This is a genomic window from Okeania sp. SIO1H4 (assembly GCF_010672695.1).
GTDB lineage: Bacteria > Cyanobacteriota > Cyanobacteriia > Cyanobacteriales > Microcoleaceae > Okeania > Okeania hirsuta.
Genome location: NZ_JAAHGB010000005.1, coordinates 1 through 19,049 on the forward strand (window position 1 = coordinate 1; position 19,049 = coordinate 19,049).

16 protein-coding genes and 1 pseudogene are annotated in these 19,049 nt (G+C 35.6%); 5 read left to right on the forward strand and 12 right to left on the reverse strand.

The window, feature by feature from the left end:
- Positions 1 to 108 precede the first annotated feature (108 nt).
- Both F6K06_RS33740 and F6K06_RS33745 read right to left on the reverse strand, forming a co-directional pair.
- Complete coding sequence (locus F6K06_RS33740; protein ID WP_353734869.1) at positions 109 to 225, reverse strand: hypothetical protein; 117 nt, start codon at positions 223 to 225, stop codon at positions 109 to 111.
- 13 nt (positions 226 to 238) lie between these two features.
- The gene (locus tag F6K06_RS33745; RefSeq protein WP_353734941.1) at positions 239 to 472 is read right to left on the reverse strand and encodes a transposase; all 234 of its coding nucleotides are present in this window, start codon (positions 470 to 472) and stop codon (positions 239 to 241) included.
- Here F6K06_RS33745 and F6K06_RS02800 point away from each other — a divergent pair.
- A complete protein-coding gene (locus F6K06_RS02800; protein ID WP_205127232.1) occupies positions 428 to 631 on the forward strand; it encodes a transposase in 204 nt (67 codons plus the stop codon). The genes F6K06_RS33745 and F6K06_RS02800 overlap by 45 nt on opposite strands.
- A gap of 575 nt (positions 632 to 1,206) precedes the next feature.
- On the forward strand, positions 1,207 to 1,371 hold the full coding sequence (locus F6K06_RS02805; protein WP_205127650.1) for a hypothetical protein: 165 nt from the start codon (positions 1,207 to 1,209) through the stop codon (positions 1,369 to 1,371).
- 374 nt (positions 1,372 to 1,745) lie between these two features.
- On the opposite strand, the gene F6K06_RS02810 is transcribed toward F6K06_RS02805, so the two are convergent.
- From F6K06_RS02810 to petC, 3 genes are all read right to left on the reverse strand, one after another.
- Positions 1,746 to 3,488: an iron uptake porin gene (locus F6K06_RS02810; RefSeq protein ID WP_287240038.1), complete on the reverse strand. Its 1,743-nt coding sequence runs from the start codon at positions 3,486 to 3,488 to the stop codon at positions 1,746 to 1,748.
- 837 nt (positions 3,489 to 4,325) lie between these two features.
- Positions 4,326 to 5,315 carry a cytochrome f gene (gene petA / locus F6K06_RS02815; RefSeq protein WP_124147624.1) on the reverse strand — a complete coding sequence of 330 codons (990 nt, stop codon included), beginning with the start codon at positions 5,313 to 5,315 and terminating at the stop codon, positions 4,326 to 4,328.
- Between the two features lie 259 nt (positions 5,316 to 5,574).
- Positions 5,575 to 6,114, reverse strand: a complete 540-nt coding sequence (gene petC, locus F6K06_RS02820) for a cytochrome b6-f complex iron-sulfur subunit (RefSeq protein WP_124147625.1) — start codon at positions 6,112 to 6,114, stop codon at positions 5,575 to 5,577.
- A 759-nt stretch (positions 6,115 to 6,873) separates the two neighbouring features.
- Between petC and F6K06_RS02825 the strand changes: the two genes are divergently transcribed.
- Complete coding sequence (locus F6K06_RS02825) at positions 6,874 to 7,191, forward strand: DUF3067 family protein (protein ID WP_124147628.1); 318 nt, start codon at positions 6,874 to 6,876, stop codon at positions 7,189 to 7,191.
- Between the two features lie 19 nt (positions 7,192 to 7,210).
- Here the strand turns inward: F6K06_RS02825 and F6K06_RS02830 are convergent, their stop codons facing one another.
- Positions 7,211 to 7,546, reverse strand: a complete 336-nt coding sequence (locus F6K06_RS02830; RefSeq protein WP_124147626.1) for a tRNA-binding protein — start codon at positions 7,544 to 7,546, stop codon at positions 7,211 to 7,213.
- A gap of 1,167 nt (positions 7,547 to 8,713) precedes the next feature.
- On the opposite strand from F6K06_RS02830, the gene F6K06_RS02835 reads away from it, so the two are divergent.
- Positions 8,714 to 10,186 carry a mechanosensitive ion channel domain-containing protein gene (locus F6K06_RS02835; protein WP_124147627.1) on the forward strand — a complete coding sequence of 491 codons (1,473 nt, stop codon included), beginning with the start codon at positions 8,714 to 8,716 and terminating at the stop codon, positions 10,184 to 10,186.
- 456 nt (positions 10,187 to 10,642) lie between these two features.
- Here the strand turns inward: F6K06_RS02835 and tatC are convergent, their stop codons facing one another.
- Positions 10,643 to 11,497 (reverse strand): twin-arginine translocase subunit TatC, encoded by an 855-nt coding sequence (tatC, locus tag F6K06_RS02840; RefSeq protein WP_287240044.1) that lies wholly within the window; start codon positions 11,495 to 11,497, stop codon positions 10,643 to 10,645.
- Positions 11,498 to 11,954: 457 nt separating this feature from the next.
- Between tatC and F6K06_RS02845 the strand changes: the two genes are divergently transcribed.
- Entirely contained in the window at positions 11,955 to 13,319 is a 1,365-nt protein-coding gene (locus F6K06_RS02845; RefSeq protein ID WP_287240045.1) for a CHAT domain-containing protein, read from the forward strand.
- A 52-nt stretch (positions 13,320 to 13,371) separates the two neighbouring features.
- Here F6K06_RS02845 and F6K06_RS02850 read toward each other — a convergent pair.
- From F6K06_RS02850 to F6K06_RS02865, 5 genes and pseudogenes are all read right to left on the reverse strand, one after another.
- Positions 13,372 to 13,639: pseudogene (locus tag F6K06_RS02850) on the reverse strand (IS701 family transposase); the annotation flags it as partial.
- 274 nt (positions 13,640 to 13,913) lie between these two features.
- Positions 13,914 to 14,915, reverse strand: coding sequence for an NAD(P)H-dependent glycerol-3-phosphate dehydrogenase (locus F6K06_RS02855; protein WP_287240047.1), 1,002 nt, complete (start codon positions 14,913 to 14,915; stop codon positions 13,914 to 13,916).
- A gap of 1,589 nt (positions 14,916 to 16,504) precedes the next feature.
- Positions 16,505 to 17,797 carry a glucosylglycerol-phosphate synthase gene (gene ggpS, locus F6K06_RS02860; RefSeq protein WP_353734868.1) on the reverse strand — a complete coding sequence of 431 codons (1,293 nt, stop codon included), beginning with the start codon at positions 17,795 to 17,797 and terminating at the stop codon, positions 16,505 to 16,507.
- Between the two features lie 9 nt (positions 17,798 to 17,806).
- Positions 17,807 to 18,004: a hypothetical protein gene (locus tag F6K06_RS33750; RefSeq protein ID WP_353734867.1), complete on the reverse strand. Its 198-nt coding sequence runs from the start codon at positions 18,002 to 18,004 to the stop codon at positions 17,807 to 17,809.
- A gap of 4 nt (positions 18,005 to 18,008) precedes the next feature.
- Positions 18,009 to 18,746, reverse strand: coding sequence for an HAD-IIB family hydrolase (locus F6K06_RS02865; protein ID WP_124145512.1), 738 nt, complete (start codon positions 18,744 to 18,746; stop codon positions 18,009 to 18,011).
- Positions 18,747 to 19,049 lie beyond the last annotated feature (303 nt).

The window sequence follows — 19,049 nt, forward strand, 5'->3', positions numbered from 1 at the left end:
ACCTTTCAAAGCAAGGGGGCATTGCAGTAGGGGTTGTTTCTTTCGTTCCTTGCGATCGCTTCGACGTAAAATTATTGATTTACAAGCATTATAGTCTAATTTGGCCAGTTAAGTTGTGTAAGTCCCACTAACAGTCTCTGTCGAAGCATTGCCAGTAGTTGCACAGAAAAAGCTTGGTGTCCAGAGGGTAGGTAATTTCAGCAGTCTAGGAAATTCTTTTCTCAAGTGATGCGAAGCTCTACCTTTGACGCGCTTGATAATTATTGATAGTGCAAAAGTTAGGATCGACTTCTAGGAAGAGATGAACATGGTCTGGCATAATTTCTAGTGCTATCAACCTCCAGTTGTTCTCAGTACATAGCTCAAAAATAATCTCTTGGAGCCTTTGTTTGACATCCCCTACGCGGTTTAGCGGGTGATAAAGCCTTTGACTGAGAGAGGAATAGAAGTAGTGATTCCACCGAAAAAAAATCTAAAAGAACTCCGTAATTATGATCGAGTCTTATACAAAGTACCTCATCAGATCAAAAATTTTTTCGCCAAACTCAAACAGTATCGAGCGATCGCCACAAGGTATGACAAGGGTTCAGTAAACTTTCTAGGAGGAATTTATGAGGAATTTATTTGGTAGCTTCAGTCATTTTATTGCCATAGCGATCATCATCTTCCTTGATCATATAATGGCTATCTTCTAGAGTTTAGACTAACTATAGCAGTGCATTCTGGCAGATTTACACATTATTTTTTGTAAACCTTTTCGCTTACTGCACTTTGAGCTGGAAGTTGTAAATACCTGAGGGAGCAGCGTTGTACCCAAAAATAACACCGTACAGTCTAGTATAATCTCATGTGCGATCGCTACTGAATACCAGCAAAGTTGATGGTTGACAAATATTAATAAATCAAATTTCAGAAAAAGGGAGAAAATTGAAAAGCAATTAAATAGAAACATAACTCTCCCTGATGAATACTAACATAAATAGACTGCAAAAATTTAGGACTGATACCTACAATTTACTTGGGTTTGCTCAGGATTCCACTTATGATTTAATCCATGCAGTTTTAACCACGCTTAACAGCCAATTCATTGGCTGATTTTTCCCTTTCACCTTGATTTCAAAGACAATGGCCTTCTACTTATGAATCCTTATCTTCCGTGAGCTTAAGCCTCAAAAAAACTTAAGCCCTGGAAGGGTCGCACAATCAATGTTCGGACTTTTAGTCAAGATTGGAACCCCTGCTAAAACTGCCAAACCCCGTGGAAAATCCACTGGTTGGAAAACAGGTAAAGTCAGAAGTAAAAGAACCCGTTATCCTGTAGTAAAAAAACGAAAAAGTCCCACAAAAAAAACCAAAAATCTGAAAACTTAGACTCAATTTTTGGTTAATTTACCTTCTTTTTTCACCCAAAACAATCTTGGGAAATTTTGTCTTAGTCTAAACTCCAGTAATTTTATGATCTGAAAATTTAAGAATCTACTATAGCAATCCTATTTCATATCATGTCCGATTATATACTTAGACTTTGATGAAAGGGAGATAGAGAACATAAGTTAGAAGGAAGAAGGGTTTCCTCCAATTGTGACGTAATTTTACACACTAAGGATACTACCGGACATGATATCAGTTGCGGGTAACAATATCTTGGAATTTAGGGAACACCTTAACTGGGAATAAGGGGAAAAGTTTCAGAATTTTTATCTATACTGAGATTTTTGACAAATCATTTAGGATTGCTATATTAGTTAGAATCTAAAAGTAGTCCGTAATGTTGTCACCCAAATAGTATCATTAAAATCATCGTGATTCGGATTAGTAATCACAAATAAACCAGGAGTAACAGAGATATTATCATTAAGTTGGAATCGATAAATTGCTTCTATATGTATAGAAGTATCGTCATCCTTGAGTGAATCATCATCACCGCCATCAGTAACAATAGGAGGAACCCCTACCATAATACCGCCCATGTTACCTTCCTTAAACAAATCTGGAAAAGCAACATAGAGCATTCCATTAATGATAGTAACATCGTCATCATCACCGTTATCATTTTCCGGACGAGTCCAGGTGCTACCAAACCAACCTCCGATTTCAATTCTTTCATTCACTCTCCAGTTAGCTTGAAAACCAACGTTATCAGCAGTAGTGGGAGTACCATCAAAGGGGTCTTGAGCCTTAAAACTGCCTGTACCACCGCTAACATCAACATCATTTTTCCCCCAATACTTGCGCACATAACCGAGACCAAAAGACAGATTGGGATTGGGTTGAATTATGAGCTGACCCAAAGCACTATAGTCACCATTGAAAATACCAGCACCTTCATTTGGATCTTCTGGCTCGCCAGATAAGTAAGCGATTTCGAGTAAAAAGGTCTCATTAAATGCGTACTGAATCCCCAGACCAGCACCAGCAGGGCCTCGGAAACTGGTAGGATTACGTCTACCAAAGCGGGAGATAGTGCCATCGCCTTCATCTTGAAGAGGTGTTAAAACTGTGGAAACGTCGTCAAGGTCTACTCCAGTAGGGCCAACTAAAACTTGAGCCTTATCGCCTACAGGGAAACTATAGAAGAATAGGTCAATGATGACTGTATCATCACCATCACCTTCATCAATACCTGCAAGAGTCATTAAGGTATTAGTGAGGTTTTCTCCGCTGAGGTCTGGAATATCAGTGGCTTGTAGACGGGTAAATAGTAAATCTTCTCCAGTAAAGCTGGTCTCAAAATTCAGACGTACTCGATAAGAAAAGGTGGTTTCAGTTTTGTCATTAGCTGATGCTTCTCCCCGAGCTTGGGCTCTTTCTCCATAAGTATCAGTTACCCAGAATAGTACTTCACCATCTAGTTTGGTTGTGGTGGAAAATTGATTGGCCTCCAATTCTGCGCTGCGTGCTTCTAAAGCATCTACACGACCGCGCAATTCTGCTAATTCTACGGCAAATTCTTCTTGCAACCTTTGTAACACAGCTAAGTCGTCGCGAGTTACTAAGTCTGCGGTTGCTGCTGCGACTAATTCCGTAATTCTGTCTAAACAAGCGTTTAAACCTGCTGCAAATTCATAACGAGTCATGGCACGGTTGCCTTTGAATGTGCCATCCGGATAACCTGCGATACAACCATAACGTTCTACTAATGATTGTAAAGCTTGAAAAGCCCAATCTGTGGGTTGGACATCTGATAACTGGGAAACAGATGTTACTTGGCCCATTGGGTCTACTACTTCTAAGTCTGATGCCCCTTTAATTCCTGAAGTTATCCCTTCAATAGAGGTCTCTGATTCTAGGTCGGATACCCCAATAGAATTTTTGGGTGATGTCTGAGTAGGTTTTTTTGATTCTAGGTCGGATACCCCAATAGAATTTTTGGGTGATGTCTGATTCTCTGGTGGAGTAGGCAGTGCCTGGGCAGTATTAGCCATTAGTAGGGTGATACTGAGAATGCTAGGACTATATTTTACAAATTTATTAAGAGTTTTTTTCATTCAGTTTTTACTCATACCCCTTGATTATTAAGGGGATTTACTCTGTTAGTAAGGATTAAAGTTATAGTTTATCGGCACTAACTACTTTGCCGAGCTGGTTAATAGATAATAACTTATTGAGTTATTATCTATTAATTTTTTATTTGGCAAGGTTAAAGTCTTGAGTATACTATTTTCAATTATCAATAACCTGAGAAAATATAGTAATACCATTTCTCAAAAGTTTTGCTACATCTCCTTGGAAGTAGGGAATAGGGAGTAGGGAATAGGGTTAAAAGGCATAAGATATTTTGGATTAATGCCGATAATCCTCTACATTCATTACTGAATCATTATTATTACTTAATAACTGAAGTTCATCGGAAGTATAGCATTATTTTTGGGAATTGGTATAATACATACTGATATATTTATATGCTATATCAGTATTTGTAACGTAGTATTAATTGGTATTGCAGGAAAAATGAAGAGAATTAACTATGTATTATCATTTTCTTTGTGGGTTTAATACCCCACCGTCTACACGGTGTTCAAAATTACTTGGGGTGAGAATCCCCATGTAATTTTCCTCCTGTCTCCTGTCTCCTGTCTCCTGTCTCCTTCTTCAAGTATAGCTATTGTGCGCTCAGGTTTTGAAAATTAATCGTTTATTTAGATTTGAAATAATTAATATTTATTATCAAAATATTACTATAGACCCGATCGTCTGTGACATTGGCCGGGTAAAAGTGATTCATTAATGGATAAAGGAGCAAAGCATTAGAAATGAAGTCTATCCCTCACTCCTAATGCTTTACTCCCTATTAGTAAATTATTAAGCGAAATAACTCAGTCTACCTAAAAATTCATTTCAGCAGCTTGAACTTTCTCAACTTGTTTCTTCTTCAGAACTAACATAATCTGAGCTAGCATGACCAGAGCAAAAAATGCCATCAACCATTTAACTCGATTTGCATCTTGCAGCACAATTTCAATATCTGTTTGACCAAAACCACCGACATTAGGGTCATTTGTAATAACTTGACCCGCTTCAACAGTATCTCCTACAGCAACTAAAAGTTCTGGGCCTGGAGGCACTGTATCCACAACAGTCTCACCGTCAGTAGTTACAATAGTAATGTTATTACCTACATATTCTTCAAAAGTAATATCAGTAATCTTACCACTAGCAGAGATGTTGTAAACAGTATTATTGCTCTTATTACCAGCAGGATAAACCTGACCACGACCTCGGTTTCCGCCTACATGAATAGCATACTTACCAAAGTGGATAGATTTATCAGTGGCAGGATCTGGAGATAAAACCGGGAAAACAATCTCTTGATATTCTTCTCCAGGCATTGGCCCAACTAAAATAACGTTTTCTTGGTCTTCAGCGTAGGGTTGGAAGTAGAGACCAGAAATTTCTTCTTCCCATTCTTCAGGTATTCTGTCTTCAGGTGCAATTTTGAAGCCTTCAGGCAACATCAATACAGCACCTACATTTAAGCCACCTTTACTACCATCACCCAAGACTTGTTGAACCTCAGTATCATAAGGAACATTTACAACAGCCTTAAATACTGTATCTGGTAGTACAGACTGAGGTACTTCTATTTCAGTAGGTTTAGCACCAAGGTGACAGTTAGCACAAACAATTCTGCCTGTAGCTTCTCTAGGAGTTGCTGGAGCAGTTTCCTGTGCCCAGAATGGATAGGCATTTGCTGCCTGGGGATGGACTATATCATTGGTGAGGAATAGGGCTATAGTTGCGATCGCTACTACCATCATCTTGGCGAAGGCCTTAGTCATACTACCCCAAATTGCCGATCGGTCTATTTTTGACATCAGTTGTTCTGTCTTCTCTCAAAATCAAAAACTTCTACAAATTTTTTGGATTTACTGATTGCTTACGAATCAAAAATCTCTGAACTAGCTATCAGCTTTTAGCATTTTTTAGCATTCAGTTCTCAGCTTTTAGCAACTCTGGGTTAAAAATTCCCAGCAACTATTACGCTGGATGATTGAGTCGGGGTTAAAATTCCTCTTCTCAAGGTAAAAAAAAACGAGCCTACTAATTGCTGAGTGCTGAGTGTTGACCGCTTCTTTAAGTCCACCAAGGGTCTTCTCCGGTGCGGAAGTCTGTTTCTTCCCACTGGGTGAAGACCAGTTTATCATCACTAACATTGGCATGGACTAATGCCAAAGACAAAGGTGCTGGCCCCCTAACTACTTTCCCTGTACTGTTGTACTGAGAGCCATGGCAGGGACAGATAAATTTATTTTCACTACCATTCCAAGGGACTACACAGCCTAAATGAGTACAAACTGCATTTAAACCATAGTTAGCTAAAGTTTGATCTTCTTCAATCACTACATAGGTAGGGTCTCCCTTTAGACCTTGTGCCAGAGTTCTTTCTCCTGGATTGTGATTGGCCACAAAGTCACTAACAATAATATCGTTACCAAGGGCGTCTTTGGCTGTCACCCCACCACCTGTACCTCCACTGGATGGAGGAATAAAGTAGTTAACTACTGGATAGAGCGCTCCAAGAGCGACCCCGGTCACAGTGCCAAAGGTGAGAAGATTCATAAATTGGCGACGTCCCATATCGGGTACATCTGGTGTTCCTTCTGCTTGAGCCATGAATAGATTGAGTGTTTTTTATTAATGTACGTTTGGTGTTTTTGACATCCTCTACGGCCTAAAGATACGGAGATTATTACCGAACCTTAGATCCTCGAAGGGTTGACGCTTAACGGAGTGCTGCACCCACCCCTCTTGCTCCCCTCCAGGGAGGGGATGGGTTAAGCTTCCCTCCAAGTCGATTTTGTGTCTCCGTTAGCGCAGCTGCTCCGGAGGAGGTATGTCCTCCGGCAACCAATATATTTACTGCTGCGTTTTCGTCTCTATCGTGCTTACTGCCACAGGTGAATTATGTGCAGACAAAAAATAATTGCTGTTAGTCTGTGACCACAGCCCAGCTTACAATATTTTGTTAAACAAATTGCAACTTAAAACCATTTCCTGATTATTATTACATTATTTAAACTTTTATTGTTCTTTTCATTAAGAAATGTAAATGTTGTGATTGCAAGGTCTATGACTAGATAATTAGATTTATAGCAGAAGGAAGGACCGAAAGACCGAAAAATTTCGCGTTGTCTGAGTTTTAAGCTTTTGATATGTCCGCGCCCTTTCCTTCGACTGCTATTTGAATGTAGTATAATTTTTTACTTTTGGAAACTTGTTTAATAGTTAGTTTTTCCCAAATTAACTATTGAACTTGAAAATTTACGCAAAAACACTACATAATCCTAAATAAAACTATAGTGCGACACTATATTTAGTGTTTAGAACTCAAAACTGTAGAAGTTATAATTTATCTAAAATCTAAAATATATGATAACTGGCAAGGAATTACATCAACTATTACTAGATAAGTGGGGTAAGTCTTATGATATTCAACTACGGCGGACAAAAGGCAAAATATTTGTGCAGGTAATGTGGAAGTACCTTGAGCAAGTATCTTTTCCGATGACTGAAGTAGATTATTTTGCCCACTTAGATGCAATAGCCACCTATATCAATGGTTTTGGCGGTGTAGAAACTGTTAAGAACTACATTGAGAATACAAAAGAAAGACCTAGACTAGGTAAGGCAGTTAGTATTCCTCTAGACTTAGGCGAGAGAGCTTCAGAATGGATGGTAGAAGAATTCTAACCAGAGGGCGCTCAAAATACTACAAGATTCTTTGGCCCAGTAGTACATCTCGATCTGGGTGTATCAGAGCAACTTCTCCATCATCCATCACCACACCTAAAACCAAGACCTCAGACATAAAGTTAGCGACTTGACGTGGTGGCAGATTTGTAACTGCTAGAATTAATTTGCCCACTAAATTTTGACGAATATAGAGCTTTGTTAATCCTGCGCTAGACTTTTTGATGCCAAATTCACCAAAATCTATCCACAGTTTGTAAGCTGGTTTTCTGGCTTCTGGAAATTCTTCTGTACCAATAATTTTTCCCACCCTTATTTCTATTTTCTCAAAGTCAGAATAAGTTATGTTTGTCATTTTTTATCTTCTCTAAATTAGATTGAGTATCATAAATCAGTTTAGTATTTTACTTAATTAATAATATATATGGAATCGATTCAACTATTTATCGAGGTTAAAAATTCATCTAATAATTGCCATACAAGTATTGAGATCAACCATTTATTCTATTCAACCCCTTTAAGTAAAAAAACAAAAGGATATAAATCATGAAATAGGTAGTAAATTAGTCACGAAAATTAGCAGTATTTCGTAAATTTTACACAGAATAAATTTAAGCAATTAGTGATTATATATCCTCCCATAAATTTTTAGCAGAACAAGTGCTAATGAAAAAAGTAGAAATAGGAACTTATCTGGCAATTATTCTCCAAAGGGAAGTAAAGATTGTCGAAAATGCACAAGTATTAGTAACTTGATTTAGAGGATAATTGCTAGGATAAATGACATTAATTCAGTCATAACCCAAAAGTACAAATTTCATAGTTGTTAGTGATAGAGAAATAGCTCTAATACCAATTTCATAAAATATTGCTACAGTCTCGACACGGGCAACAGGCAACAGCTCATCTGGCAACAGGGAAAGAAAAACTAGATAAAAAAGAGGAAAAAATGCTGAATTTTGACATTTGATGGATATATAAAATTTTTAATTGTAGCAATAAATGACAAATTAAGATGTAACTACCTTTTTTTAATTTGGTATAATTGGTTTTGATGATATTGAAACTATTAAAAATACTCATCCTCAAATTGCAATAAATGCTGACAAACTTTTCTTCTGTCTTAATGACTACTAGCAATAACTTAATTATTTGTAACAAAAATCTATCAAAATGGTATTAGATATTTCTAGAAATAAAAAATATATTTAGCCTGTTAGTTAAAATCTTTAAAAAATAACTATTTGAGTTAGGGAATAAATCATTCTTCATTAAAGAATATTACTGAAATAATTTTCTTAATTCTACATTCGGAACTTCACGCGCTTAGTATAAAGGGCAAGTAGTCAGTATAGCGCTGTGCGCAGGCAACAGCTCATCTGGCAACAGGCAACAGGGGGAATAAAATGATATTTTTTTACTTACACAATTTTTAAATAGACTGAGGTTGAACCTCTTTTACATTTGCTATTTAATTTATATATTTAATTTTTCCTCATTTATTAAATACACTGGGTTTAAGATGAATTGGATACTTATAGAAATAAAAAATATATTTAGACTCTTAGTTAAAATAGTTATATTTGAAATATTTGAGTTAGGGAATAAATCATTTTCCATCAAGAATATTACTGAAATAATTTTCTTAATTGTTTTAGTAGTATTTTTCTCGCGCACAATAAAAAATTGGATGAAAGAATGGATATTAGTTAATTTAGGAATCAAAAAAGGTACAAGAGAAGCGATCGCCTCTATTATTAATTACATCATTACAATAACTGGTATCTTAATTGTGCTTCATAATGCAGGCATTGACTTAACCTCAATTACTGTAATTGCTGGTGCTTTAAGTATTGGCATTGGTATTGGTTTGAAAAATATTATTAGTAATTTTGTTAGTGGTTTAACAATTTTGATTGCTCAACCAATTAAAGTCGGAGATTTTATCAAAGTTGATGATTTATCAGGAGTAGTAGAAAAAACCTCAATTCGTTCAACTGTAATCAGAACTATTGATGGTATTTTTGTGATTATTCCTAATAATTCTATAGTAGAACAAAATATTATTAATTGGAGTCATAAAGATTCGACCTCTCGCCTACATATTCCCATTGGTGTTGCCTATGGTAGCGATACAGACTTAGTAAAAGAAGCACTTTTAGATGCAGCTAGAAAGGAAAAAAAAGTTTTATCTCATCCTTCACCAAAAGTTTGGTTTAAAGGGTTTGGAGATAGTGCCTTAAATTTTGAATTATTAGTTTGGATTAAATATCCTACTCTAATAGATCAAATCAAAAGTTATTTGAATTTTTTAATATATTCAGAATTAAGTGATCGGAATATTTCTATTCCTTTTCCCCAAAGAGATTTACATATTCGCCAGATTAATGATTTAATTCAAACACATAAAAAAGCAGAGTCAACAACTGTTGTGAAAAATCCCAAAAACCTTTCAACTTACTTAGTCAAAAATATCGCAAAAACTAAGCAAAATTCCTCAAAATGGAATTTACGAGATTTATTACGACAGATTAGTTATTTCAAAAAATGTAATAATATTGAACTACGAGATGTTATTGAAAATGGATATAGAAAAATTGTTCCTCGCGGTGAAATAATCTGTCTAGAGGGAGAGTCAGGAGACTCATTTTATATTATACTTTCCGGGTCGGTAGAAGTATTTTCAGAAAAAGCAAATAAGTATATTACAACTAGATATGCAGGAGAATTTATTGGAGAAATGTCACTAATATTAGGAATTACTCGTACAGCGAGTCTTCGTGCCACAGAAGATACAATTTTATTTGTAGTAGACCGAGACAATTTACACAATCTTTTGGCAAAGCACCAAAAACTAGCAGACAAAATTTCTGAAGAATTATCCCGACGTTTAGAGACTTTAAAAAACTTAGGATTACTGGATAAGCAAGAAAATTCCCAAGAAACAGCAATGATTTGGATTCGGAATCGAATTTATACTTTATTTGGTATTTAAATAGGGCTTGCTGAATAAAGTCTTTTTGTAGGGGTAGGAGACAGGAGTCAGGAGACAGGAGTCAGGAGATAGGAGATAGGAGACAGGAGACAGGAGACAGGAGACAGGAGACAGGAGGAACGGGGAATGAGCGAGGAGGTAGGATTCAAGCTAAATATTAGGGGTTGCACATTATGGAATGATACTGCCAAAAAGAGGTTTAGACTTTGACTAAAAAAACCTAATATTAATCGTTCTAGCAATTATCAAATCCAAAATCAAATTCAATCAAAAATCTCAAATCATTCGCCACTGTGCAACGCCAAATATTATATAGATTCAATATTTTTATCTTTTCTTTTGCAGGTTTAATATCCCACTGTCAATAAGACTGCTGAAAAGTTTGGAGTTTGTAGACACGAAATGGCGTGTCGAAGACTATCCCCATGCAATTAGACCTTCTGCCTTCTACCTTCTTCAACGTCCTATCAACTTGACTACAAAACTACCACTCAGATAAAGAGCAACTACTGCTCCACCTAATAAACTTTGAGTTAAAGGATCGGTTGAAGGAGTTAAAACCGCTCCTAAAACTGCTGCACCTAACAATACATATCTCCACCCAGAAAACATTTGTTGAGAAGAAACAATTCCTGAAATACCTAATAAGAATTGCAGAATCGGAATTTGAAATGCTAATGCCGTACTAAACATTAATAGCAATACAAATTCAAAATATTGTTCAATTGACCAAGCTTGTTCTACTACTTCCGATCCGTAACTAATAAAAAACTTCAAAGCTGCTGGTACAATTGCAAAATAAGCAAATACTAATCCCAATCCAAATAAAACTGTAGATCCTAAGAAAATGGGTCCGAGAAATCTTCTTTCTCTAATAGTTAAACCTGGTAGAACAAACTTAACTATTTGATAAAGTATAAAGGGACTTGCCAAAAGAAAACCACTATAAGCAGCTACTTTAATAGTTACAAAAAAATATTCTCCTGGAGCCAGTTGGAGAAACTTTACTCCACGAGCAGGAACTTCTAAAAATTGGACAATAGGTTTAACTACAATGAAGCAACCGATAATACCTACTACTCCTGCTATTAGAGAATAAAATATTCGCATCCGTAATTCTTCCAGATGGTCAAATATAGACATTTCCACATCATCAGGAGCTCGATCGAGATAATCATCTTCTTCTAAATCTTGACAATCGCCTACTCGAGCTGTATTATTTGGCTTAACTTCAGGCTCTTTCAAGCTTACAGGTGCTAAATTATGATTATCTGAACTCTCTGGAGGAGTGCTAGTTTCTGGAGGTGTCATATCTGTTTTTGATTTTAGATTAGTCTGTATAAAAGTTCTTATTTTCCACAGTGTAGACCATTGTACCGAGATTAAGTAAGCAAATTCATCTTCTCATACTGTAGTTTGCGGGTAATTTAGGTCTATTAATCAGCCTTGAAAAGAAGTAAAAATCACGAAAACAAGAAAAACTGACTATTGATAGGTGAAGATTAATTGCTGTATTTAACCCATCTATAATTTTGTAAATGTTCAGCTGTCAGCTATTAGCTATCAGCAATTAATTTTGGGGAAGGTAAAAGCAACCTTTAAAATTAGTTTAATAGAAAAGTTACTGCCATGGGTCACCTTACCAAACCTGAGAAGTAATTATTTATTACTAATTGCTGTTTGCGTAGTATTCCGTAGGAAATGCTTACATAATTTTTGCCTCAATCATAGTTAATAGAGTTGGAAATAAAAATCTTGGAGCCAAATTATGTTTAACAAAAGATGGAAAAAAAATCTGATTTTATTCTTTCTATTTATATTAGTCTGCATCAGTAGTATCACATTAAATATTCTTCTACAAAAACAACCAGCATTTGCTCTGCAAGAATCAGAGTGGGATACATTATTAGAAAATCGGGCTGTCAAAGAAGTTGTGAATAGAATCGAACAAACTTGGGAAAAAGCTTATGAAAATTATTTTGGTGTTAATCTCTCTGGCTTTACATTAACTGCTGAAACTATCGCTAAACAACTTGATTTATGGAAAATCCAAACTGATAAAAACCCTGGGGTTGTTTGGGTATGGCCAAGAAAAAAAACCATACAGTTAGTATTAATTACTCCCAATCAAATACCTGTTATATACAGTGTTACTGATCTAGAGCAAAAGACTGTATTAAATACAGCAAAAATATTGGCTGGGGAAATCACAGATCCCAGAGGACGTCACAGCAATTCATATCTAAAACCTGCTCAACAAATTTATCAGTGGATAGTAGCTCCTATCGAGCCAGAATTAGAAAAGCAAAAAGTAGATACAATTCTTTTTTGTCTAGGACCAGGTTTACGCAGTTTAGCATTATCAGCACTACATGATGGAGAAAAATTTCTCATAGAAAAGTATAGTATTGCTTTAATTCCCGCCTTTAATATGATCGAAACTGAGTATAATTCCAGAAAAAATATGCAAGTATTAGGAATGGGGGCATCAGAATTTATCGACCATCAATCTTTACCAGCCGTACCAACAGAATTAAAACAAATTACACAAGAATTTTTTCAAGGCAAAGCATTTATCAACCAAGATTTTACAGTTAAAAATTTACAATACCAACAACAAAAACATAAATTTGGAATTATTCATTTAGCTACCCATGCTGAGTTTAAATCGGGCAAACCCAGTAATTCTTATATTCAGTTTTGGAATCAAGAAAAGCTAGAGTTAGACGATATTAGAAATTTGAAATGGCATCAACCAAAAGTAGAATTGTTGGTACTAAGTGCTTGTAAAACTGCAGTGGGAGACCAACAAGCAGAATTAGGTTTTGCTGGTTTAGCTGTGCAAGCTGGAGTTAAATCTGCACTGGCAAGTCTTTGGTATGTTAGTGATGTGGGAACTTTGGCATTAATGAATGAATTTTATCAACATTTTCAAAAAAATCCACTGAAAGCAGAAGCTCTCAGACAAGCACAAATAGCAATGTTAAACGGGAAAGTAAACTTGAAAAAAGATGAGTTACACGGTTCTGGTAGTAGCGTAAAATTGCCACAAGAATTAGCAGAATATGGAAATGAAAATTTATCTCATCCTTATTATTGGGCTGCTTTTACTATTATTGGTAATCCTTGGTAATTTAGTAACTTTTTATCAAAAAAAGTCATACCTATTGGGACTTACAGAACTTTTAAGCCCAAATATAGCCCAAACTCTCTCTGTGAGAGGTAAATACGTCACGGTTATTAGTCAACCAATCAAAAAAACGGAAAGACATAGCTGTACGAAAAGCGTACCATTGCATCAGTAAATGTCTTCAAAGGTTTATTCCCCCATTACCTCTGTATCCTCCAGTTAGCTGATGCCAAATCATCAAAGTATAGGCACAAAATACTCTAGATAAAATGGCGTTCTATACTCCATTTATCTATTACTTGATGTTCTTTTAATCCTAACCATCATGATTGCTTATCGGTAAAAAACCTCTATTGGGACTTACACAAAAAAAAGCCATAAAATAGGCTCAAATATAGATAGACATAGGGTTTTACGTCAAAAAGGTAAAATCCTGAATTACTAAGGGTGCTAGCCATTTTTAACGCATCGACGTAATTCCCTTGTCTAGACTAACTTTGACGCATTTTTCCTACCAAAAAATGTCTAAGTACCATTAACTACTTAAAACAAAAAACACATTACTAATCCACAATATTTTGAGCTTTCAGTTGAGAATCAATCACAAAATTCAGCTTTCAAATCTCTTTCCATCAGAGCTACTACTGCTTCTTCTGGAGTAATTTTGCCATTTAATAAAAGAAAAACCTGATGAGAAATAGGTACGCGAATTTCCTCTCGGTAAGCAAGATCGATCAAAACATTCGTAGTATTAACACCCTCAGCAGTACCTTGTAATTCGTCTAAAATTTTCTCCAAACTTTTACCTTGAGCTAAACCATAACCAACCCGATAATTTCTACTCAAAGAACTACTACAAGTTGCCAACATATCTCCTAAACCAGATAACCCAAAAAAAGTTTCAGTTTGTCCGCCTAAATGATTACCAACCCGAATCATTTCTGTCAAAGCACGAGTTAACAAAGCTGATTTAGCATTAGTACCAAGTTCCAAACCATCACAAACTCCAGCAGCAATAGCAATAACATTTTTCAAGGTTCCACCTAACTCTGTACCAATAGGATCGGGACTACTATAAACCCGAAATAAACCAGAAGCAAAAATATTTTGTACTGTTGTTGCTGCTGCCTTATTTTTACTAGCAACTACCGTTGCAGCAGGTAATTTATCATTAATTTCTTTTGATAAATTAGGACCAGATAAAACCACAACTGAATTATTAGGAAAATTTGTTTCCCAAATCTGAGAAGGAGTCCGCCTTGTTGCTGGATCTAATCCTTTTGTAGCAGTCACAATAATTACCTTTTCTGATAATCCAATTTTTTTGATTTTTTCTGCCGTTTCATTCACTCCTTTCATAGAAATTGCCGAAACTATAATATCAACATCTTGGAGTATTTCTGATAAATTGACATTCAAGCTACGAGACCATAAATGTATTTCATGTTGATTATGACCAGCCAATTTTGCTAAAGCATAACCCCATGCACCTGCACCTATAATTGCTAAAGTTGCCTTTTCGCTAGATACTGGATAAGCAGAGTCTAAAGTTTTAATAATTTCTCTTCTTTTATCAGCTTGAGATATTTTATTTACCATAATTTATGATTTTTACCTGTTAGTTAATTACTCAATTTTTGATAGAAGTTAGTAGAGTAGGTTAATAGTAATTTACAGAAAAATTACCATTAATCTGTTCATCTATTCACACTCTACCCATAAGTTAAGATGAAAGATTTTGCTAGACCAAAATAGCTAAAGAAACTCAGCAGTAACTCCTGTATTCTGAGAATACTCAGTACTTTCCATAACATAATCTGGAATGAAATTTTCTTCCATAAATTGAGGATAGTATTCAACTTTCTTGTAACACTTTTCCTGGCTCCAATCACAGTAATATCAAATCCGGTAGCATCAGTGTAATTAGATGCTGGGTAGGGGAGTAGGGGAGTAGGGGAACTCGAGAAATATTTGGTAATGGTTGAAGATGGAACATTTTTTTATACCGAATTAAACGGATTTAATATAACAAGTCAAAATGTCAGTTAATGCTGATAGTAAGGAGCCATGTAAAAATAAGTTGTACAAATTTTATCTGGGATAAATTGTGAAATACAGCTTCCATCAAAAAAACTGTAATAGTTATTTTTACCGAATAATGAATAATTAATAATTGTTCATTAAATAATTCAGGTCAAAAGCCTCCCCTTGGCTGCGCCGCGAGCTGTCGCTCTACAAGGGGAAAAAAAAGCGGTCGATCTTCGTAGCTTCCCGTAGGGTGGAATGGATGGGTTTCCTAACCATATCCAATCGACCAAGAGAAGAAATAATATTTCCTTATATTCAATTCCGTAACGGTTTTAACCAGAGGTAATTATCCATTATCCATTAATGAAACGAGTCCTAAGATTGTGGTCTATAGTAATCAGATTTGGTATAAATTCTTTTTTGCTGATTTGGTGAATTCTGAGTTTTGACTCCCCTCTAATTATTTATAAGTATTCAACTAAGTATGATGTTATCTCCTTGCTTCTTAAATTTTATTAGGTGCAGTAATTTTTCTCTTTTATTACCAAAAAATGAGGTATAAAGCCTCCTCTTTTAAGAGGATGAAAGAAATATTCAGTTCAGTATTTCAAGCCTCCGGCTTTCGTGGTCGGTACTGATAACTGATACCTGAAATGACCTCTGAGAACAATTTTAAAAAAGAATGCTACAAAAAGGTAGATATCGATAGGATATTCTTACAAATAGCTACTCCAGTTCATTTTAGATAGTTATTTATATCGTTTTCCCATTTTTTTTCAATATTTATCCCTTCTTCCTTCTTCCCTCTTCCTTCTTTCTTACTTCTACCATTTGTAACAAACATTTATCAAATTGGTATTAGAACAATTTACAAATTAATAATTATTAATTATTCTGGTTTAAAGCGGACTATTTTAAGGAAAAAAAAAGAAAATATTCCTTATATTCAATTCCGGTTTGAACCAGAGGTAATTATCAATTATCAATTATTCATTATCAATTAATGAACTATTGTTATATCTTTACCAAAAAATTAGGTCTAAAGCCTCCCCTTTTAAGGGGATGAAAAAATATTCAATTCAGTATTTCCAAGCCTCCGGCTTTAGTGGTCGGTACTGATAACTGATAACTGATAACTGAAATTACAGAGAAACCTTCTACTATTCAGAAACTACATCATGGGTGGTATTTTGAAACAGCTCAAACATATGATCTGCCCAACATCTCACATCATATTTCCAAACAGTTTCATACATTTTTGTCATTTTTTGCTTCTGTTCTTCCATAGGCATTTCTAATGCTTGTTCAATAGCATCATCCATGCGCTTAACAGAGTAAGGATTTGTTAAAATAGCTTCTGGCAATTCCACTGCTGCACCCACAAACTCAGACAATATTAATATCCCATCTCTATTTTGGCGAGTAACAATATATTCTTTTGCCACTAAATTCAGACCGTCTCTCAAAGGAGTAATCCAACAGATATCAGAGGCAGCAAAATAACCTAAAAGTGATTGATAAGATAAAGCCTCTGTAGACAACAAAATTGGTATCCAATCAGAGGAAAATTTAGTAAACCGCCCATAGATTTTTCCTACTAATTGCTCAATTTCTTGTTTGGCAGTCTTATAAATTTGCATTCCTTTTGCTGGAGCAACACAACTAACAATAAGGCTAACATTGCCATGCAAATCTGGGCGACGTTCTAACAAACGTTCAAAAGCTTCCAACATTTGACGGTGACCTTTCACATAGTCAATACGACCTGCGGCAATAATTAACTTTCGTCCTTGATACTTTTCTTTAATAGATGCAATCAATGCTTGAGTTTCTGGTTTTTCTACTAAGCTCTTGATATATTCTGGAGAAGTTCCGACAGGAAAAGAGTCTATTCTGACTAACTGACCTTGGTGACGGATCTGAGTAGTGACTTCTGGTTCTGCTAAAGCTATACCTACTTTGGTAATATGTTCTGGTACAGGTTCAATTTTGACAACATCAATTTCTCGCAAACTCCGAGCTACATTCACGAAGTTTTCGGCATACCGTGGAATATGGAAACCCACAATATCGCAGCAAAGCAAGCTATCAACAATTTCTCCTCGCCAAGGTAATACATTAAAAATATCTACAGATGGGAAAGGAGTATGATGAAAAAATGCAATCCTGGCATTAGGTTTCATTTCTCGGATATACTTGGGCGCTAACCAGAGATTGTAATCATGCACCCAAATCAGAGCATCATCGGCAGCTTCTTCACAAGCAGCTTCGGCAAATTTCCGATTAATTAGTTGGAAGTTTTCCCAATCTGTGGTTTCAGAGGTGAAATACCAGGGAAAAGAATGAAGAATCGGCCAAAATGCTTCTTTACTTGTAATGTGATAGAAATCTCTCACTTGTTGCTCCATTAATGGGATTCTTTGTACTGTATAGTTGCTTCCATCTTCTTCCACAGTAACTCGTTATTGGAAATCAACTTTTTGTTCTTTTGTAACTTGCTTCCAAGCTATCCATGTGCCCTGGTTGAAACTTTTGAAGAAACTTTTGAGAGTGGGAATAATGCCATTGGGACTTTTCTTCGGTTTATAGTTAACTTTACCATTTTCGATTACTTCGTCATAGGGTTCTCGGTGATAAAGAATAACAAGCGAGGATTTCAATTTGTTATGCTTCCAATAATTTACTGTAATATTTCAAACCATCCCAGATGCCTGCGGTACCCGGATAAGGACTGTGATAAACGTTGTCCATTGTTGCGATATGTTTTACCAGTTTCGGTTCTGCATTTCCTACTGCAACACTTTTGAGTCCGGTTTTGAATAAAGATAAGTCATTGAGAGAATCTCCTGCTGGAATTATATTGTCTGCATTTAATCCTAATAATTCAATGAATTTCATCAGTGTAGGTCCTTTAGAAACACCTTTAGGCATTACGTCTAAATAAACATCAGCAGATAGAATACAATCAAATCCAGCATCAAACACTTTTTGAACTGTGCTTTCTTGGAGTTTTTCTGGTTCGTAATAGTAAGAAACACGCCGTGGACCACTACATTCTTGAAGTTCTATTCCTGGTTCATTTGCCATCATTTCTTTAACACGATCACTGGCATTTCCCCAGATTTCTTCAACCCACCCTTGTATTGATTCTAAGGGTTCTAGAGTTTTACCGTGAACTATTGTTGTACCAACATCGCCAATAATATAGTCAGGATTAGGAAATTTTGAATCTTCACATAAGCTTTGCACAAATTCCACGTCTCGCCCAGTCACAAATACTAATAGTAGGCGATGGCGATGTTTTTGCAGATATTCATAAAATTCTGCTCGTTGTTCATCTGAACCTCCTAAGAAAGTTCCATCTAGGTCTGTTGCTAGTATCAAGGGATAGTCAGAACTCATTTTTTTGTTCTTAAAACAGTTTTTTTGACAACTACAAGGTACAGAAAATATTTGTCTATTTAATATTTATAGCAATCAGGAATCAGTTGTGAAAATTGAGATGTTCCTTAAAAGTATAGAATATAGCAATTATTATATTCATATGATACGTTTTCTTCTTCATTCTCTGTTCCCAGACCATGTGTTCCCTGTTCCCTAAAAGTTTCCAATATCTCACAACTCAAATCTTATGGCTATAACTGCTCTTGCTTTTATTCAGAAAAATAACATCTACTGAGTATGATTTTTTTGTTTTACAATACT

Bases quoted from the DNA above. Each gene is read 5' to 3' on its own strand.
- F6K06_RS02805 (WP_205127650.1), top strand. From the start codon at position 1,207: ATGTTCGGACTTTTAGTCAAGATTGGAACCCCTGCTAAAACTGCCAAA.
- F6K06_RS02810 (WP_287240038.1), bottom strand. From the start codon at position 3,488: ATGAAAAAAACTCTTAATAAATTTGTAAAATATAGTCCTAGCATTCTC.
- petA (WP_124147624.1), bottom strand. From the start codon at position 5,315: ATGTCAAAAATAGACCGATCGGCAATTTGGGGTAGTATGACTAAGGCC.
- petC (WP_124147625.1), bottom strand. From the start codon at position 6,114: ATGGCTCAAGCAGAAGGAACACCAGATGTACCCGATATGGGACGTCGC.
- F6K06_RS02830 (WP_124147626.1), bottom strand. From the start codon at position 7,546: ATGACAAACATAACTTATTCTGACTTTGAGAAAATAGAAATAAGGGTG.
- F6K06_RS02835 (WP_124147627.1), top strand. From the start codon at position 8,714: ATGAATTGGATACTTATAGAAATAAAAAATATATTTAGACTCTTAGTT.
- tatC (WP_287240044.1), bottom strand. From the start codon at position 11,497: ATGACACCTCCAGAAACTAGCACTCCTCCAGAGAGTTCAGATAATCAT.
- F6K06_RS02845 (WP_287240045.1), top strand. From the start codon at position 11,955: ATGTTTAACAAAAGATGGAAAAAAAATCTGATTTTATTCTTTCTATTT.
- F6K06_RS02855 (WP_287240047.1), bottom strand. From the start codon at position 14,915: ATGGTAAATAAAATATCTCAAGCTGATAAAAGAAGAGAAATTATTAAA.
- F6K06_RS02865 (WP_124145512.1), bottom strand. From the start codon at position 18,746: ATGAGTTCTGACTATCCCTTGATACTAGCAACAGACCTAGATGGAACT.